This window comes from Odoribacter lunatus, assembly GCF_943193135.1.
Classification (GTDB): Bacteria; Bacteroidota; Bacteroidia; order Bacteroidales; family Marinifilaceae; genus Culturomica; species Culturomica lunata.
Genome location: NZ_CALPCZ010000003.1, coordinates 1 through 19,626, shown reverse-complemented (window position 1 = coordinate 19,626; position 19,626 = coordinate 1). Strand labels below are relative to the sequence as shown.

At 42.9% G+C, this 19,626-nt stretch carries 12 protein-coding genes; 5 read left to right on the top strand and 7 right to left on the bottom strand.

Annotation, left to right across the window (positions count from 1 at the left end):
* Nucleotides 1-22: 22 nt before the first annotated feature.
* Nucleotides 23-601, bottom strand: coding sequence for a rubrerythrin (gene rbr, locus NFR61_RS02450; RefSeq protein WP_251620217.1), 579 nt, complete (start codon nt 599-601; stop codon nt 23-25).
* A 196-nt stretch (nt 602-797) separates the two neighbouring features.
* On the opposite strand from rbr, the gene NFR61_RS02445 reads away from it, so the two are divergent.
* From NFR61_RS02445 to NFR61_RS02425, 5 genes are all read left to right on the top strand, one after another.
* A complete protein-coding gene (locus NFR61_RS02445; protein ID WP_251620216.1) occupies nt 798-1,487 on the top strand; it encodes a 4Fe-4S dicluster domain-containing protein in 690 nt (229 codons plus the stop codon).
* A gap of 27 nt (nt 1,488-1,514) precedes the next feature.
* Complete coding sequence (locus NFR61_RS02440) at nt 1,515-2,585, top strand: heterodisulfide reductase-related iron-sulfur binding cluster (RefSeq protein ID WP_251620214.1); 1,071 nt, start codon at nt 1,515-1,517, stop codon at nt 2,583-2,585.
* Between the two features lie 22 nt (nt 2,586-2,607).
* Entirely contained in the window at nt 2,608-3,636 is a 1,029-nt protein-coding gene (locus tag NFR61_RS02435; protein WP_251620212.1) for an FAD-dependent oxidoreductase, read from the top strand.
* Between the two features lie 11 nt (nt 3,637-3,647).
* Nucleotides 3,648-3,983: a 4Fe-4S dicluster domain-containing protein gene (locus NFR61_RS02430; protein WP_251620211.1), complete on the top strand. Its 336-nt coding sequence runs from the start codon at nt 3,648-3,650 to the stop codon at nt 3,981-3,983.
* Between the two features lie 148 nt (nt 3,984-4,131).
* On the top strand, nt 4,132-5,769 hold the full coding sequence (locus tag NFR61_RS02425; RefSeq protein WP_251620209.1) for a (Fe-S)-binding protein: 1,638 nt from the start codon (nt 4,132-4,134) through the stop codon (nt 5,767-5,769).
* Nucleotides 5,770-5,835: 66 nt separating this feature from the next.
* Here the strand turns inward: NFR61_RS02425 and NFR61_RS02420 are convergent, their stop codons facing one another.
* From NFR61_RS02420 to NFR61_RS02395, 6 genes are all read right to left on the bottom strand, one after another.
* Nucleotides 5,836-7,719 carry a RagB/SusD family nutrient uptake outer membrane protein gene (locus NFR61_RS02420; RefSeq protein ID WP_251620207.1) on the bottom strand — a complete coding sequence of 628 codons (1,884 nt, stop codon included), beginning with the start codon at nt 7,717-7,719 and terminating at the stop codon, nt 5,836-5,838.
* A 10-nt stretch (nt 7,720-7,729) separates the two neighbouring features.
* The gene (locus NFR61_RS02415; protein ID WP_251620206.1) at nt 7,730-10,768 is read right to left on the bottom strand and encodes a SusC/RagA family TonB-linked outer membrane protein; all 3,039 of its coding nucleotides are present in this window, start codon (nt 10,766-10,768) and stop codon (nt 7,730-7,732) included.
* 655 nt (nt 10,769-11,423) lie between these two features.
* Nucleotides 11,424-12,860: a TolB family protein gene (locus NFR61_RS02410; RefSeq protein ID WP_251620204.1), complete on the bottom strand. Its 1,437-nt coding sequence runs from the start codon at nt 12,858-12,860 to the stop codon at nt 11,424-11,426.
* 12 nt (nt 12,861-12,872) lie between these two features.
* Nucleotides 12,873-14,348 carry a DUF6057 family protein gene (locus tag NFR61_RS02405; protein WP_251620202.1) on the bottom strand — a complete coding sequence of 492 codons (1,476 nt, stop codon included), beginning with the start codon at nt 14,346-14,348 and terminating at the stop codon, nt 12,873-12,875.
* An 82-nt stretch (nt 14,349-14,430) separates the two neighbouring features.
* Nucleotides 14,431-16,062, bottom strand: coding sequence for a RagB/SusD family nutrient uptake outer membrane protein (locus NFR61_RS02400; RefSeq protein WP_251620200.1), 1,632 nt, complete (start codon nt 16,060-16,062; stop codon nt 14,431-14,433).
* A gap of 21 nt (nt 16,063-16,083) precedes the next feature.
* On the bottom strand, nt 16,084-19,095 hold the full coding sequence (locus tag NFR61_RS02395) for a SusC/RagA family TonB-linked outer membrane protein (protein WP_420910094.1): 3,012 nt from the start codon (nt 19,093-19,095) through the stop codon (nt 16,084-16,086).
* Nucleotides 19,096-19,626: the final 531 nt, after the last annotated feature.

Genomic DNA, 19,626 nt, shown 5'->3' with positions numbered 1-19,626 from the left:
TCAGATTCGCAATCCCTCTTTCTCAATAATTATCCGGGAACAATTCAAAAAACGCCCGCGGATGCAGACAGGACGGACATACCTGGGGCGGTGTTTTCCCCACATGCATATACCCGCATTTACGACAATACCACCTTACCTCTTCAGGACGGGCAAATACCCAGCCATTCCGTACATTTTCCAACAACTTCAAATAACGGTTCTCATGCATTTTCTCCACTTCCGTCACATACTTAAATGTATTCGCTACAGCCGTAAATCCCTCATCGGAAGCAATCCGCCCGAACAAAGGATATAAATTAAAGGCCTCATCATGTTCCCCTTCCGCAGCCTCCAACAAATTATCCTCCGTCTGTAAAACCACTCCCGCAGGATAGGCAGCAGTTATCTCCACCATGCCTCCTTCCAGATAGCTGAAAAAACGTTTCGCATGCATCTCTTCCTGCAATGCCGTTTCGTAAAAAATACCTGCTATCTGTTCGTAGCCGTCCTTACGTGCCACCTCTGCAAAAAACGTATACCGATTTTTTGCTTGCGATTCACCGGCAAAAGCCTTCAATAAATTCTGTTCCGTTAAACTCCCTTTTAAAGCTTTTTCCATAACTCTGAAATTAAATAATTAAAACAACTCTTTTACGTTTTTTTCTAACAACTGTTACAATTTCCCAAAAGAAGCATTTCCCGTAAGTATAAATACACATCCACAATACGCATTTACCCACTCAAAAACTTGCCAGAAATAATCTACTTTTGCATAAGTAAATTTATGCGGTATTTGATACTATCATTCGATTACTATGTCAGAACTAATTGAAAAACTAAAACAGGACATTCATTACATCGAAGGCATGAACAGTTGCATGAACTGCGGTGTCTGTACCGCCATCTGTCCTGCTGCCGAATTCTATAATTACGACCCGCGCACCATTGTCGAGTCCGTACAACGTAATGACGAAGAAACTATCCGCACCCTGATACATTCCGATATGATTTGGTACTGCGGCGAATGCATGTCCTGCAAAACACGCTGTCCCCGGGGCAACACGCCAGGACTCATCATCATGGCTTTACGTAAATTGGCACAAGACGAAGGTACATTCGTACACTCCGAAAAAGGACGCCAGCAATATGCCTTAAAAAGGGTTATTGACACCCATATCCTCGAACGGGGATATTGTGTCACTCCCGATTTAGTCAAGCCCGAAATGCATCCGGAACAAGGTCCCGTCTGGGAATGGGTATACGACCACATGGACGACGTCATGGAACGGGTACACGCCAATTTCCGCAAACCCGGCGAAGGAGCCTTAAGGGAAATAGATGCCGAAAGCATGGACGAACTGCACAAAATCTTCGACGTCACCGGTGGGACGGCCTTCCTGCAAAACATACAAACCTGTTCGGAGAAAAAAGCCGCAGAAACAGGCACCGATATGGAAGATTATTTTCTCCACACCTATACGGACAACAACGGTTCTCACGCATAAACCGACCTGCAACTATTGACAATCATTATGGAACTGTTAGGAAAAGAACAAATATGGAAAGAATACCAGAAAGAAATTGCCGACAACAACTACTTCTATGCACGCAGTTGCATCCGGCAGACTTTCTTTCCCGGCTCGGAATGGGTCTATCTGGATATTCTTCGTAACAAACTACACAAAAATGTCATCGATGATCCCCGTCACACAACCTGTACAGGTATCGGTTACCATTCGGATGTCGTACCGATAGAAACAATCATGACAGTTGTTGCGCGGCATTTCGCCCTCATGACAGAAGCAGGCTATGAAAACCTGACCCCTTCGTGCATTACCTCTTTCGGTATTTATACGGAAATCCTGGACACATGGGAACACCACCCCGAGATAGAAGAAAAAATCAGGGAGTATTTGTATAAAGCGACTCGACGGGAATTTAAAAAGCCCCGTAACCTCGCCCACACTTCCGATATTATCTACAAATTCAGAAACGAGATAGCCTCTCAAATTCTTCATCCGTTAAAAAACATACACACCGGACGCCCTTTAAAAGTCGTAGACCACATCGGGTGCCATTATGCCAAGATGTTTCCTTCCAAAGGTATCGGAGGTGCGGAATTTCCGGCCGTACTGACCGGCATGATAGAAGCGTGGGGTGGTGAACCGATAGACTATCCGGAACGGCGGCACTGTTGCGGTTTCGGTTTCCGTAACTACCTCGTCATGGCAAACAGGGGGTTCTCCGTTGCCAACTCCAAAAAGAAATTTGAATCCATGCAGCCCTACGAGCCCGATTTTATCGTCGCCAACTGTCCGGGATGTGCCATGTTCCTCGACAAATGGCAATATACTATCAGTGAAATGGAAGGCATCACTTACGGAGCCAACGGCTACGGTATTCCGGTACTTACCTATGAGGAAATGGCCGCATTGGTCTTGGGATACGACCCGTGGGATATCGGGTTGCAAATGCACCAAGTTGCCGTAGAACCTTTACTTGATAAAATGGGTATCCCATATGATCCCGATAAAAAATATTGCAACAGCCGGGGTGAATCTTTAGGTGCGCCTAAATGCCCCACTTATTTAAAAATAAAATAATCATAAACTCTTTATCCGTATCATGAACGTTATCATCATAGGAGCCGGTCCCGCAGGATGCGAAGCCGCATTCCGCTTAGCAAACGAAGGCATCCAAGTGGACTTGATTGAAAAAGAAAACAGCACCGGAGGTAACCTCAATAACTGGTATCAACTTTTCCCCGACAGGAAAAGCGCCAAAGACCTCAACACCATTCTGTCAAACCATCTTCAACATCCCCATATCCGTCTTCATCTGAATACAGAAGCTACCGATATCACCCGGGAAGAAAACGGCAAAACTTCCGTCCAGCTCAGCGACGGAGCCTTACTTACCGGTGACGCCCTGTTGCTTGCTACCGGTTTCAAACTTTTTGAAGCCCAAAGAAAAGAAGAATACGGCTACGGCATTTATGAAAACGTCATTACCTCTGTGAATTTGGAAAACAAATTCATCAACCATCAAATCACCATGCGTTCCGGAGCCCTTCCCCAACGCATCGGATTTATTCATTGCGTCGGTTCAAGGGACGAAAAAATCTGTAATTACCATTGCTCCAAATTATGCTGCATTACAGCGGTAAAACAAGCCATCGAAACCCGTGAGCTACTGCCCGAAGCGGAAATCATCTGTTTCTATATGGACATGCGCATGTTCGGACCGGGATACGAAGAAATGTATCGGAAAGCACAGGAAAAATACAACATCAAATTTATCCGCGGCAGACTTTCCGAAGCTTCTGAAAATCAAAACAAACAAATCATCATAAAAGCCGAAGACACATTAATCGGCAAACCGCTACGCATGACACTGGATTTATTAGTACTCATGGTTGGCATGGAGGCCTCGGAAGGAAGCCAGAAAGCGGCTTCACAATTGCACTTGACCCAAGCTCCCAGCGGATTTATTCAACCTGCCGACCCCCACTACGGAAACAACCGTACCAATCAGGAAGGAGTCTTTATAGCAGGCTGCTGCTCCGCCCCGATGAACCTGACAGACACATTAGCCGACGCACGGTCAGCAGCAAATACCATAAGCGAATGGTTAAATCGTAACACGCAACATTAAATCAGACGACTATGAACTTTTGGGGATATTCCATATCAGAAGCCCGGGTCATTGACTACGACAAAAACGATAAGTCTCTTGCCACCTGCCTTGCCCAAAATGCCCCCAGCAGCAAACTGTGCATCGGATGCGGAGGCTGTACCGCCACCTGCACCGCAGGCAATCTCACCGAATTTAATATCCGCAAACTCCAGATGCTGGTTAAACGGGGAGAAAACAACGAAATCCGCCAACAACTACACAAATGTATGCTGTGCGGCAAATGCACATTAGTATGCCCGCGAGGTGTAGATACCCGTAAAATGATACTAACCCTGATTGATTATCTTCACCGACAATCTCTATAAACCCTCAATTCATTAAAGCATGTATTACGATAATTTTGTACTTCCTTTTACCATAGGTATCAATATACTGCTCATATACCTTGTTGTCAAATATGCACGTTGGATTCGCACTTTCTCTAAAAGCGATAAACGCTTAATATGGAAGGGGATGTTCAGCGTAAAAACATTCAAAGCCATTAAGGAAGTTTTTTTAGAGTGTCTGGTACACCACAAAATCTACCGCACCAATCCTTTTCTCGGATACATGCACATGTGTTTCGGGCTGGGATGGTTCCTGCTTATCATCATGGGGAAAATAGAATCGACGGTATACCATACCACCGCTTTCAATCCCCCCTATTTCGCCATCTTTTTCCGCTTTTTCCACCCGGCAAACGAGACTTTCCCGTATAGCAATGTTTTCGCATTCCTTATGGATTTAATTCTTCTTTTCATCCTTTCGGGACTTTTGCTGGCATTTACCAAACGGATCTATTCCAAAGCATTGGGATTGAAAAAAACGACCAACCACCGTCCTTTCGACCTGCTCATTCTAACCGTCCTGTGGCTCATCTTTCCGCTTCGGTTTCTTGCTGAAAGTTTTACCAGCGGCATCCGCGGAGGAGGCAGTTTTCTCACCCACACCGCAGGAGACTTCTTCTCCCGCTTTCTGCCACTGGATACCCTTTCTTATCCGGCATGGTGGGCCTATTCCTCTGTCTTGGGTTTATTCTTTATCTTGCTTCCTTTTTCCCGTTATATGCACATTCCGACGGAAATCGTCTACATTTTCCTGAAAAACTGGGGTGTAAAACAAGGCAAAGAATTTAACGCATTCAGCAACATACAACTATACTCCTGCTCTCGGTGCGGCATCTGTATAGACCGTTGCCAGCTCAATACTTCATTGGGCATGCAAGACACACAACCGGTGTATTTCCTGAAAAAGATACGCCACCATAGGGATTATTCCGTCCAAACGGAAAACTGCCTGATGTGCGGACGCTGTGAAGCCGCCTGTCCCGTAGATTTAAAACTCAATGCCCTGCGTTTAAGCAAACGCCAAGACAGAACCCGGATAACCAAAGACACATACAGCTACATACAACCCGGCCCAAACGGAGAAAGCAAAGTCGCCTATTTTGCCGGCTGCATGGGACACCTCACACCATCCGTTATCCGCTCCATGCAATACCTTTTTAAACAAGCACACGTCGACTACACATTCATAGACGAACAGAAAGGCATCTGTTGCGGCCGTCCACTCCTGCTTTCGGGCAACCGCTCTGCCGCTACCGTTATTATGGAGAAAAACAAAGCGGCTATCGAGGCTTCCGGAGCCACTCTTCTTGTCACCTCCTGCCCGATTTGTTATAAAACTTTCAAAGAAGATTATCAGTTGAACATCCCGGTAATGCACCACAGTGAATATATCCACATGCTTATTAAAAACAGGCACCTTTCGCCCCGGCAGGCAGAGTATACCACCGTATTCCACAACCCTTGCGAATTAGGGCGGGGTGCAAACGTCTATACCGCTCCGGAAAGCGTCTTAAAAGCGGTAAGTCATAAAATAGCCATCCGTTATGACAGTAAAAATTCACTCTGTTGCGGCGGCTCTTTAGCCAACATACACATCACCGCCCCCCAGCGGACAACCATTGCAACAGATACGGTAAACGCCTACGCAGCTTACAATCCGGACTATATTGTCACAGCCTGTCCGCTTTGTAAAAAGACATTCACCAAAAAATCTTCCGCCATCCCTATCAAAGACATTGCGGAAATTGTCGCCGAAAACTGTTAAAACACATAAATAAAAAAGAGAGGGTGCCCGTATCGGCACCCTCATTATTTACAATGTAAGGAAGTTTTAATTTAAAATCACTCCTCCGTTGTTTGTCGGGTTTTGTGTCAATGTTCCCGGATAAGCATTGATAGCATTCTGCGGGATATAATATACTACCCGGAAATCAGTTGCCGACACATCTTCCAATTGTTCGTGCGGTCCCGGGAAACGGCGAGTCAATGCCTTTCCATTACGGAATACATCATAACTGCGTTCTGCCTGATAAGCCAATTCCAACTGACGTTCCTTGTCAATCAAGTCGCCGGCTTCGCTTGGATTCAGAGAACCATATTCACCACCAAGAATAGCACGACCACGGATAGTATTCAAATCTGCCAAAGCAGCCCCGTAATTTCCCAATTTAGCATATGCTTCCGCACGGTTCAGGTAAATTTCACCCAAACGGCTGATAAGCGGAGAATGCAAATGAGAATCTTCTCCCTCACGGGAACATTTCGTAATATAGAACTGCGGATTAGCACGATTCAAGGTGATAAAATAATCTTCAACACCAATAACTTCCGTCAGCACTTCAGTAACATTTGTTCCTATATTATACTTAGCAATCTTAAAAATACCTTGTGCTTCATCTACCACCTCCAATTCGTACTTAATCGTGTCGATTCTAACTTTTCCTACTTTTTTATCCTTTTCCCACACAGAATCTACAATAGCAACTAGTTTATCTTCACCCTGTTTATATTGAGTTACTCCTTCAATAGCATAATACTTACCATTCTCGACAACCAAAGAGTCCTGGACATAGCTATAACCGGTAAATTTATCCAATGAAACACCAGCTTGCAACGGAAGACTCGGTTTGATAAAACGAAAGACCTTTTTATAGTTACCTTCCTTATCTTTTGAATAGGTCGGTTCTATGAAAGCCGCACGAGCATCCACAATTGTATAGTGATCCGGACGCCAGTCATTTCTTCCGGTTTCATTTAACAAAGCGATATACTTAGCACTGGCAAACATTTCACCCCAGCCCATACCACCGATATTGGCATACATACCACCAACACCGTAATAATGGTCAAAACCGGAAAATTCGGAAGCAACACGTTTGATTGCAAAAATTGTTTCCGGGTTATTTTCAGGAGTAAACGTATTATACTTCATAAAATTATCTCTGCTCAACAAGCTATAGTCTCCCGAATTGATAACCTTGTTTGAATACTCTACTGCCAATTGTGCATACTGCGGATTCGGATTTTCATACGTACCGCTCATATACAGATACACACGTGACAACATGGCCTGAGCAGCCCCTTTAGAAGCATAAATAGGTCCCTTATCAAGCGTAATCAAACGTTCAGCTGCTTTCAAGTCACTAATTACCTGCTCATAAGTTTCCTGTACGGTAGCCCGGTCCGGCAGAAACATTTCTCCTACAACATTATCGGGCGTACCATTTACGATGGGTACTCCCAAATTCTTGTCAGGAGCCTGATAATAAGGACGTCCGTAAGCCCGGCACAGATAGAAATACATCATACCGCGCACATAATAACATTCGCCGATTTTATTATCGATTTCAGCACTCTGCCCTTCCTCTATCATCTTAATAATATTGGAAGCCTGGGCAATAGCCTTGTAACCGTAATCCCAAAAATTCTGCAAACGGTAATTATTCGGGGTACGGGAATAAGAAATAAATTCAAAAAACGCATCCGTGGAATTTCCGCGAATCACCATATTATCACCGGCATACTCTCCGCAACGGTGCATCGGGTCCGACCAAGTCTTCAATTGTGCATACATACCGTTCATCAAGGCATCCAACGAAGCATCCGGATCATCGGTAATCTGTTCTGCCGCCATAGAACCGTATGGCAAACAGTCAATATCGCAAGCAGTCAGCGAAACTGCCGCAGCTACTAATATTGTAAATATTTTTTTCATATAATTCAATTTAGAATGTTAGATTTAATCCGAACATAAACTTACGTACGGAAGGATATACGCCGGGACCAGCACTTCTCATAACAACTCCGTCTGATGCCGGGATTTCGGGATCCACACCGGAATAATCCGTAATCGTGAACAGATTCTCGCCGCTCAATGCTACACGTAAATTCTGAATACCCCATTTCTTAACCGGAATATTGTAACCCAAAGTCAAAGAACGCATTTTCAAGAAATCACCGTCTTCCAAATAACGGGAAGAAGCGGAATTGCCTTTATCCGCATTATTGTATTTAGCTACCGGATGCGTTGCTTTGTCACCTGGTTTCTCCCAACGTTTCCAGCCGCTTTGCAGTTTCATCTGATTACGGTCGCAATACGCACCGTCTGAATCATACTCCTGGCGGGAATAGTTGTAAATCTTACCGCCGATAGAATAACCGAATACGGCATTCAAATCAAAATTTTTCCAGGTCAGTGTTGTAGAGAAACCTCCGAACAAATCGGGAGAACCGGAGCCGCATTTGAAATATTCGGCTTCCGCATAATTGGAGGTGGTCACCAATTCTCCGTTTTCATCGGTTTTATACCACATCGGGGCACCGTTGTCCGGATTAACTCCAGCCCATTTCTTCAAATAATAGGTATCAATCGGTTCACCTACTTCCAAAATACGATTGGCAGAACCTGCAACACCGCTACCGTCACCGATGATGACCGGTTTTACGACGTAACTGCCGTCGGCTTCTTTTTGTTTGTACAGGTTTTTCAACTCGTTCTTATTATGGCTGATGTTCACTTCCACACTCCAGTTCCAATCTTTCGTACGGATAATATCTCCGCCCAATGAAATTTCGTAACCGGTATTGCGCATCTCTCCGATATTCTTATAGATGCTCGTCACACCGGTCAGACCGGTTACGGGAACATTGTACAGAATATTGTCGGTATTCTTGATATAATAATCGAATGTCAAACGCAAACGGCTTTGGAACATAGCTGCATCCAATCCCACACCGGTAGTATACGTTTTTTCCCAAGTCAAATCTTTATTACCGATAACGCTGATCAAAGCTCCGGAATTGGTATTATAACTGGCTCCGGTTGATACCGCATACAAGTCATATTGCGGATAAAGTGAACTCGGACGGTTACCTACGGAACCGTAAGAAGCACGAACTTTCAAATTATCCACCCAATCGGCTTTAAACCAATCTTCGCGATTGATAACCCAACCGGCACTGAAAGAGAACAAGTTACCATATTTAGCATTGTCACCCAAGTTGGAAGCACCATCCCGACGGAAAGAGAACTCTGCCAAATATTTGTTATCATACGCATATTTCCAGTTTGTAAAAATAGACTGTACTTTCCACTCAGAAATACCGCCTTTGGTACGTTCGGGTTTTGCCACAACATCCAATACCTCGAATCCCGGAATAAATCCCGTTCCGTAAACATCCAGCGATTTGTACCAATAATCTTTGTACTCATACGAAATCAATCCGTTAAGGGCATGTTTTCCGTTAAACGTCTTATTGATTAACAATTTTTGGTTTGTCAGTTTACGGGCAGTTTCCGAACGCCATTCCGTCAAACGTCCGTCCACATTTTCACCTCCGCTTGAACGCGGGTCGGTATAACTGTGCTGGGAATAATTGTTATAACGATAGCTGTTTACAGAAGCAAATGTCAACCAGTCGGTAATCTTCACATCGAAATCGAAGTTACCCATAAATTCATGATTTGTAGATTCAGAGTAATTTCCATACTCAAGGTCTAACAGATAGTTGGTGGAGGAGGTATTTACCCAGCCGCTGTAACGATGCGAAACCAATTCTCCGTTTTCATCATAAGGGCTATCCCACGGCAGCATGGAATACATAGCCGTCACGGAATACTGTTTATTTTCAATATCCCGGCGCGAACCGCTCACTGACGGTTTCACCGTCAACCAATGATAAGGTTTGTAATCGGTATTGAAACGGAAACTATAGCGTTTGTAATCATATCCTTTTACCGCACCGTCTTCATCGTAGTAACCCAATGAAAAATAGGATCTGAGTTTATCGGAACCTCCTGCCAAAGACAGATGATAATCCTGCGTAAAACCGGTATGAGTAGCCAAATCCCACCAATCGAAATTGCTGTTGCGCAAGTCGGCATTCCAACGAGAGAAACTGATTTTATCTGCATTCTGGAAAGAACTGTAATAATCGTACAATTCCGCTCCGTTCATCACTTCCAGATTACCGGTAGTCAAACGACTGATACCCAATTTTACGGAAGCGTTGATTGTCATTTTACCTTCCCTTCCTTTTTTTGTCGTTACTACGATAACACCGTTGGCGCCTTCCGAACCGTAGATAGCCGTAGAAGCCGCATCTTTCAGGATGGTCATGCTTTCGATATCGGACGGGTTCAATTCGCCGGCACTGCTACCGACAATGACTCCGTCGATTACCCACAACGGCGATGTACTACCGCTCAAAGAAGCCTGTCCGCGGATAACCACCGCACCGGCACTTCCCGGCTGACCGGAACCCGGAGCTACATACACGCCCGGCACCTTGCCGTTCAACATATTCTCAACCGAAGGAGTCGTGATGTCTTTCAATTTATCATTCTTGATACTTGTCATGGCACCCGTCAAACTCTCTTTACGCTGGGTGGTATATCCCACAACAATTACCTCGTCCAAACTTTGGGAATCCTCCTGTAAGGTAATAACCAACGGAGTACCTTCCCATTTCACCTCCTGTGTCCGATAACCGATAAAAGAAACAACCAAGATGCTTCCTTCCTGAACACCGGCAATCGTAAAATTACCGTCCAAATCTGTAGAAGCTCCCGAAGTCGTGCCTTTTACCAAAATAGATGCCCCCACAATGGTTTCACCTGTTGCATCCTTCACCACTCCGGTACACGTGCCCGTCTTTTGTTCGGCCAATGTACCTGACGTTCTCTTTCCTGCAAATGCGTAGTTACCTACACACAGGAAAACAGAGAAAAATAGCATTACTGCTAATCTTAAGTGTTTTGTCATAACTAAAATGTTTAAAATTAAGTATTCATATAAATAATATCCACTTGCCGAAACAAGTTTCCTACTATTTCAATTTGACCACGCTCTCACTGTTATTCACCTTATCGGCCTATTCCGGAAACATTTTCATTTTCTCTTTCATTTTTCCCCTTGGGATACATGCTTGGTAAGCAGGTACAACAGACGATATGGTTTGTTTTTTTTAATTGCCATATTTTGATGTTTATTAACACCTTACATATTGTTTAAGACTTATTAGGCTGATTTATTATAAATAATTAACGGTTTAACTTTTATTCTTGGAGTTTTGTATTACATTTGCATTGGCATATTTCATGAGGAAATATTCGTTCTCAGAAATAATTTTAGTGATTAAAATAGGTTTAATCATTTTTTTATTCCCTTATGCTCAAACGTTTGCATGAGTTCGATACCTGCTTACCAAACATATATCCTTTTTCAAAACTATTCTTTTCTGTATTTCAGCCAGATAAATAAATTCTCTCTCAAAATACGACAGCAATAAACTATGAAAGTTGTAAAAGAAAACACGACGGCCTAAAATGAGCCCTAAAAGTTTTTATCTAACCTTTAGGGCTCATTTTCTATGAGAACAAGTAAAAAACAAACGATAAACATCAATATCAACGAAACATCATTTTTCCACAATAGTTTCAATAAATAGCTTACCGTTTTTAATTGGTTCTTTTAATAATTCAGGAAGATTGAAAGTATAGGTAAAAGTATCGTAAAAGCGAGGATCTTTTTGAGGCAATAAAAAAGGTTTAGCTATTTCTCCGGTTTCCGGATCAAATGCTGCTAAATAAGGACGCGCCCACAATCCATCCAAACGTTTGCTGCTGAATACAAACCAATATCCTGTCGAAGACCAGGTATGAAAACTTTCTACTTCGTTGCTGTTTACTTCTTCACAATTCCTTATTTCCCCGTTAGTCAGATTAAGCAAAAATAAATCGCTTTCCGGATGCCAGATAGAAAAATTTCCGTAATCCGATTGGGTAAACATCAGCCACTTGCCATCGGGAGAAATTCGGGGGAAAGAAACGGAATGCCCGGAAGCAGAGGCCTGGTACACACATTCAAGCTTATGCAGTTTTTGGGTTTCCACATCAAACTGAATCCGATAAAGGTCATAACGAATACTATCAAATGGCATCCCTTGCCGATAACCTTGTGCCCGGCAAAAATAGAGAGTTCTGCCATCGGGTGACCAAGTCGGAAAAGTTTCCATATACGAATCTCCGCTCAGCAATGAATCCGTATACGCCTGATGTTTCTCCACGTCATAAATTATCAGGTCTGCTCCCAAATCCGACACTTCTATCGGTTTTTGCCCTGAAGCATGGAAAAACTGTTGTATCTCATTGGCAGAAAAAGCGATGTACTTTCCCGAAGGATGCCATGCCGGATAGGTTGCCCCATATTTATGACCTTGGGGTTTCGGATTTACTTTTTCCACTTTTCCATCACGATAAATCAACGTTCCTCCCTGCTTTCCCCGCACATGTACCATCATATTATCCGGTGAATTTTGATTGAATGTATGACAGTTGATACATTGCTTTCCGAAATTTCTATTCTCCGCCACCGGCGTTTGCTTATAATTGGTCAAATCCCGTTGATAAATTCCCATTTCATTCCATAATTCATAACCGGGATAAAGAAGACGATAGACTAAATAAGGGTCTAGGGGATGTGCAGACACCTTATTCTCAATAGCCGCATATTCTGTCCATATATTATCTTTGCACAACGCAATCCGGAAATAAATTTCCTTTCCTACAGCCTTTCTAAGCAAGGCCTTCCATTGTTTCTCCGGGATTCGCACCAAAGATTCCGAATGATGAATCAGTATCTCTCCGGGTTCATTTTTTATTCCAATTTCCGTCTGATAGGCTTCAGCTTTTTCCAAAATTACGAAATTGGGCGGGGCTATATTGGGTGGAAAAGTCACAGCACTGTAATCCGGATAAATTGCAGGAGGCGTTTCCAATCTGTTATCCGGTTGATGATAGGAACTACAGCTATATATGCAAAAAAGCAGACAAATAATCCAATAACGTATATTCATTTCATTTTCTTTTTATCGAGTAACTACTTTACTGCCGTATGGGCTTATATAGTTGAGGTAAAACCAATAAGTTTTGCCGAATTCTGCTTGCAAGGCCTGTGTCTTCTTACCTTGAGCCAGTGCATAATAACGTTTAAAACGGCGTTCTGTTTCGGGGCTGACCATAAAACCGCTGCGGGAAAATTCCTCTTCACTTACTCCTAATTTATAAATATACAGAGCCTCTTCATACGCCGGCGGAAGAGGTGTCGGTGCCAAATAGCGGAATTCTTTCAGGTTTTTCACGAAGCGGGGAATATGATTACTCAACAATAAATAGCTCATTAGGTATTCAAAAGCCATCCGGTGTGTCGTATCATGTTGGCACAGATACTCCAATTCCGGTCCGATATTCAATACGTTGGCAAAGCGTGCCGGTTGTTCCTGCACGTCTGCCAAAACATCCCGCATATCGGGCAATTGCGTGCCATTCAATTGTTTTTCAAGTTCCAATGCCTCCTTGTAATAGAAAAGTGATAGCTTTAATTTATTGATAAAATGTTGAGCAACCCGAGGGCGCCCGTTCAAAATATTGTAGCGAGCAAGGTTGAGCAAATGGGGAGCGGTTTCTCCCCACACAACCATCGCCTCAAACTCCCAGCGTTGTGCTTCATTGATATAACCTAACTCTTCATAGAGGAAATGACCATATTCACTTTCCCGACTATCGCTATTCCAGGGGAAGTAAAGGCTTTTAACCCCCAATACCTGCGGAAAATCAAATAACCGATAGGAAAGCTGTCCTGTATGATATAATGCCAAATGGTGAAAATAAGCAATCAATTGATTCGTGCGTCCGCTTTTCCAATAACGGGATGTATAAGTCAATACTTTATCCCATTCTTTGGATTTAACGTATTGTTCTGCTTTCAACATGATACGTTCGCTCCGTTTATAATTCCGGACAAAATAGCGGTAACCGAAACCGGCATATCCGGCCAGAAAGCATAAGGTTAAACCTATACGTACCGATTGACGTATCGTATATTTTATTTTAAAAAGTGGAAAAATTTTCCAGTACTGTTGTACAAACACAAGCAGTAGATACAGGAAAAGCAGCGTTAAAAAACAACCTGTTACAAGTGTCAACGCCCGGTCGGCAGACAGAGTATAAAAAAATAATCCCAATGAGGGAATTACAGAAAGTTGTAACAGGTCGTTCCATCCTAAAATTTTCCGAACAATCTGATAGCATAACGGATAAACTGATGCTATGATCAGAGCCAGCAATCCACTACCCAATTCCGGAATATAAAAAAATTGGATGATAAAATCAGTCAGATAGCTTATAATACCTTCCGAAGCAACACTTCGCCAAAAATAATCCCAGGAAAAAAGAAAAAGATGATGCTGTTCATGATAAAAAAGCACATGAGAAAGCACACTGTAATAACAGAAAAAGTAAAGCAAAAACAAAAAGCCCCAAAGGATGTAATGCAATCGTTTCATAAACAGGAATTAAAAGCAAACAGGGGGGGCATTTGCCCAAAAGCTGATGCCCCCCTGCTATTAATATAGTTATGACAAAATATTAATATCCTGGATTTTGTGTGAGATTCGGATTTAGATCTCGTTCTTCTTGCGGAACCGGATACACATAATTATGCGGTTCATAACCACCGTAGCCGGCTACGATAATTTCATCTCCTTCATACAGAATACAAATCATATTATTGTCGCCCTTCTGAGCATTCAGAGAGTCCTTAACTAATTTGTATCTTAATCCGCGGAACGGTTCGTTCAATACCTGTTCTGCTATTCCCCAACGACGGATATCCCACTGGCGTTTTCCGCCCTCCAAGGCAAATTCCACTCGCCATTCATTGCGGATGCGCTGACGCAAATCATCCTGTGTTGCGCAATATGTCGGCAAGCTAGCATTTGTATTTTGCAGTTCGGGCATACCGACACGACGGCGTACCTGGTTCACAGCATCAAAAGCATCGTTTGCCAACGGTGAAATTTCATTCAAAGCTTCAGCATAAGTTAAAAGCACCTCTGCATAGCGGATTTCCACTGCATCTTTTCCCATACTCCAACCAGTAGATTGCGGGTCGATAGACGGGTCAAGCCATTTTTGCTGATAATAACCGGTTGCCGTTGCATCTCCGTGCTGACCGATACCTGTGTTGCCGCTGGATTTTAGCGGAGCCACTTTTATCGTCTTTCCATACATGGTTTCTCCATCATGCAATACATTCACTTCCAGACGGGGATCCCGGTTTTCAAACGGCTTCTTTGCATCATAAACAGTTGATTGAGCAATCGGTGCTCCATCAATGTCTTCAAAAGCATCTACCAAACTTTGCGTAGGATTGATACCACCCCAGCCTAACGTGGGGAAACATTCCCAACCGATCAGCCCCCAATCATTTTCATTCGGTTTAAATTGTCTCACCAAAATAAACTCATCGCATCCGTCTGTTTTTTCCCAAAACAATTCCGCATATTTTCCGGTATTATTCTGGTCATACAAACTATACACACCCAAATCCATGACAGCTTTGGCATTATCGGCAGCAACCTGCCAATTGCCATAGTACAACGCCGCACGGGCTTTCATCGCGTATGCAGCACCTTTTGTAATACGTCCGTATTGAGAAGACGGCCAGCTGACCGGCAAATAAGCGATGGCCCTGTCGAAATCGTCCATCATTTTGGCATACACTTCTTCTCTCGGAGTACGGGTAACACCGGCCTGATCTGCAAGCGTCAGAGGTTTAGCGATGTATGGAACATCTCCAAACGAACGAATCAAATCAAAATAATGGAAAGCCCGGAAGAAATAAGTCTGACCAAGTACTTTTTCTTTGTCTTCCTGATTGTAATCCGGAATTTCATCAATTTTACTTAAAATCAAATTCGTCTGACGAATTACAGTGTAAGTTCCACTCCAACTAAAATCCAACGGATCATAGATTCCTTTTGAAACATTACCGGCAGCCCACTTGATTCCATGCACGGCGTTATCAGAATTAATATCTTCATCAACAACCCAATAAGGAAGTGAAGGATAAAGATCGGAAACAGCCATTTCGGCATCTTTGGCCGTTTTCCAAAAACTGCCATCCGAAAGCTCTTCCAATGGATAGAGATCCAGGTCGACACAAGAGGTCAATCCTGTCAGCAACGCTGCTGTTATAATAATTAAATATTTTTTCATATTCATTATAAGTTAAGAAATTTAGAATGAAACTTTTAACCCGATGGAAACTTTTTTCACGTTAGAGTAGAACGCTCCGCGGGTATCGGACGGGGATTCCGGATCCAATCCTTCCAGCCCGGAAAAAGTCAGCAGGTTTTCACCGGCGACATATATTTTTGCTTTTTCAATACCGGTTTTTGACAACCATCTTTTCGGCAAATTGTAACCCAGTGAAATATTCTTCAAACGCACGTATGAAGCATCTTCCAACCAGAAAGAAGAGGTTACGAAGTTGTTCTGGGTAGATTTGGTCAAACGGGGATAGCTGGCATTGTGATGCTCCGGTGTCCAGCGGTCCAAATGGCGTTTCAGGACCTTGCCGCTATTATAAAATGCATACGAAGCTTCTCCCGTATAATAAGCATCTACGTCAAAAGCTCCCTGCCACAACATGGAGAAATCAAACTCCTTGTAAAACAGCGTCACGTTCAGACCTCCAGTCCAGCTCGGGAAATTCTTACCGATAACCGTCCGGTCTTCCGCATCAATCTTGTTGTTATTGTCCAGATCCACATATTTAATATCTCCCACCTGGTCCGAACTGGTACGTTTCGGAAGTGTCGCCAGTTCTTCGGCTGTATTGAAATAGCCGTTTGCCTTGTAACCGTAGAATGAGCCGATGGGATATCCTTCCAAACGCCAGTACTTTTTATTGTCTGGATCCTCACCCTCAGTACCTTTCATGTCGGTAATTTCGTTTTTCAAGTAAGATACATTAAAATTAACAGCATAACTGAAATCGCTATTAATACGTTTGTTGTGGAAGATATTCAGATCAAATCCCCTGTTTTCCACACTACCTGCATTCTGGGCAGGAGCCTCCATACCGATTACCCCCTGGATCGGCAGGTAAAGCAGCATATCGTTGGTTTTCTTTTTATACAGAGACAATTCGAAACCGATCATATTGTTCAAGAATCCGGCTTCAATACCCAATTCGTAATTGGTAACGGTAGCCCATTGCAATTCGTTATTCACATAACGTGATTCGTAAGCCGTGGAATAGAGCTGATGGCCAAACATCGTTTTTCCATAAGCATACGTAGCTACCGCCGGATAAATATCATCGTCTTTCAACTCTTCATTACCGGTTTTACCCCAGCCCAAACGCAATTTCAAATTGCTTAACCAGTCGGCATTGTCTTTGATAAATGCTTCCTCCGAAATCCTCCATCCTGCAGAGAGTGCTGGGAAATATCCCCAACGGTTATCTTTCGGGAAACGGGAAGAAGCATCAGCACGCAGATTGGCCTCAAAAAGATACTTGTTATTGTAGTCATATTGGATACGACCGAAATAAGACTGACGAGCCGTCTCATAGCCACCATCCGTGTTTTTCTGAGAGGAAGCATCCAGTGTGTTCAACGATTCCGTCAATTCATCGCTACCACCCCCTTTGCGTGACGTAGTAGTATAACGGTAGGTATATTTTACCTGCTCTGCTCCAGCCAATACACCGAAAGAATGCTTGTTGATTGTTTTGTTGTAATTAATCAACAACTGGCTGGTATACCAATTCCAATTGTAGTGGTTATGAGCACCTTCACGGTCTCCGGAATCGAAAGTCCCATAACTGAAATGTTTCTTGAACGTACGGTAATCGCGGTAGTCATGTCTTAATGAATACACCCCTTTGATACTCAAACCTTCAATCGGAGTAACATTGAGATAAGCCGTCGCATTCAACTGCTGGTCCAATTGTCGCAATTCACCGCTACGCCCTTGCTGTGCCACCGGATTTTGTAAACCGTTATAATTGTAATTGCCTTCAGAGTCATAAACCGGAGCGGTAGGCGCAATTCGGTTTACATACTGCATCAAGGAACCAAAGCCTTCGTATTCGTCACTATTCAAACCACGGTAAGCGGAAGCATTGACACCTAAATTCACCCATTTGGCAACCTTGGAATCGATGTTTATACGTCCGTTGTAACGTTCGTATTGTTTTTCCTGAGACAAACCGTCCTGATACAAGTAAGCCAATGAAGCCATGTACGTTGTATTTTCAGAACCACCGGAAATAGACAGACTATGCTGAGTCTCAATCGCATGTTTTTTAAACACTTCATTATACCAGTCCGTGTTAGGATGACCGATAGGGTCTTTGCCGTTGCGGTAAAGCTCAATATCTTCAGGCGAATAAAGCAGGGCGGCATTCGGATCTTCATTGAGAGTCGCCTCGTTATACAACGTCGCATAATCGGCAGCTCCCAGGAATTTCAATTTGGCCGTTGGGCTTGCCCAAGTTACCGTACCGGAATAATCCACCCGTGCCTTCTGTCCTTTTTTACCTTTCTTGGTTGTAATCAAAATAACACCGTTGGCAGCCTGCACACCGTAGATGGCAGAAGAAGCCGCATCTTTCAGGACGGAAATGGATTCGATTTCCTGCGGATCAATATTGTTCATAGATCCCGGAATACCGTCAACGATGACCAACGGACTGGCTGCGTTGATGGAGTTCTTACCACGAATAGTGATAGAACCGGTTTGTGCTCCCGGAGCTCCGGATGTCTGAATAACCGTTACGCCAGGCATAGTTCCTGCCATAGCTGCCGATACACTGGCCACTGAACGGGATTCCAATGCTTCTGCATTAATAGAAGCAACAGAACCTGTCAAATTTGCCTTTTTTTGTACACCATACCCTACGACTACCACCTCATCAAGAGTTTTGGAATCTTCTTTTATGGTAATCGTCAAAACTTCTCCGTTCCAAACCACCTCTTTGGTTTGATACCCCATAAAAGAAACTACTAGCGTACTTCCCACCGGAACATTATCAATGGAAAACTTACCGTCAAAATCCGTAGAATTTCCATTGGTTGTCCCTTTCACTAACACTGCCGCCCCGACAATCGTTTCACCTGTCACTGCGTCTTTCACCACTCCGGTACATGTCCCTGTCCGTTGTTCAGAGGATGTACTAACTGTTCTTCTTTCTGCCTGTGCATAGTTGCCCACACAGAGGAAAAAAGAAAGAAATAGCATTCCTGCTAATTTTAAGTGTTTTGTCATAATAAAATGTTTAAAATTAAGAATTAATATCAATAACATCCGATTGATTGGACCTCCATAAAAATCCAGCTCAATCTTTCAATTATCGTCAATTAAAAATCATATCATCCATCACTACCACACGTCATTATTCACTTGTTTTCATTTTTATGAAATACCTGCTTTATAAGCATGTACCTGTAGTTTCATGTTGAAAAAAAGAAAATAAGTTTTTAATATTTTATTGGGGATTATTTTGAGTATATAAAAGATTGATTATTAATTTTTTATGAAAAAAGAAAGATTTTATTTTGTTATTTTGGAAATTCATTCTACTTTTGTTTTCGAAAACGTGTGCGAGAAAGTAATTCTTAAAAAGAGCGATATTTACACAACCGACAAGAATTATTTCTTTATAAACGTCTGGAAAAAAGTTGTTTGCACACATGGTACATGCTTATAAAACATATATCCTTTTTTAAGTTGTTTTTCCTGTACTTCAGATAGAAAAATTCCCCCAAAATT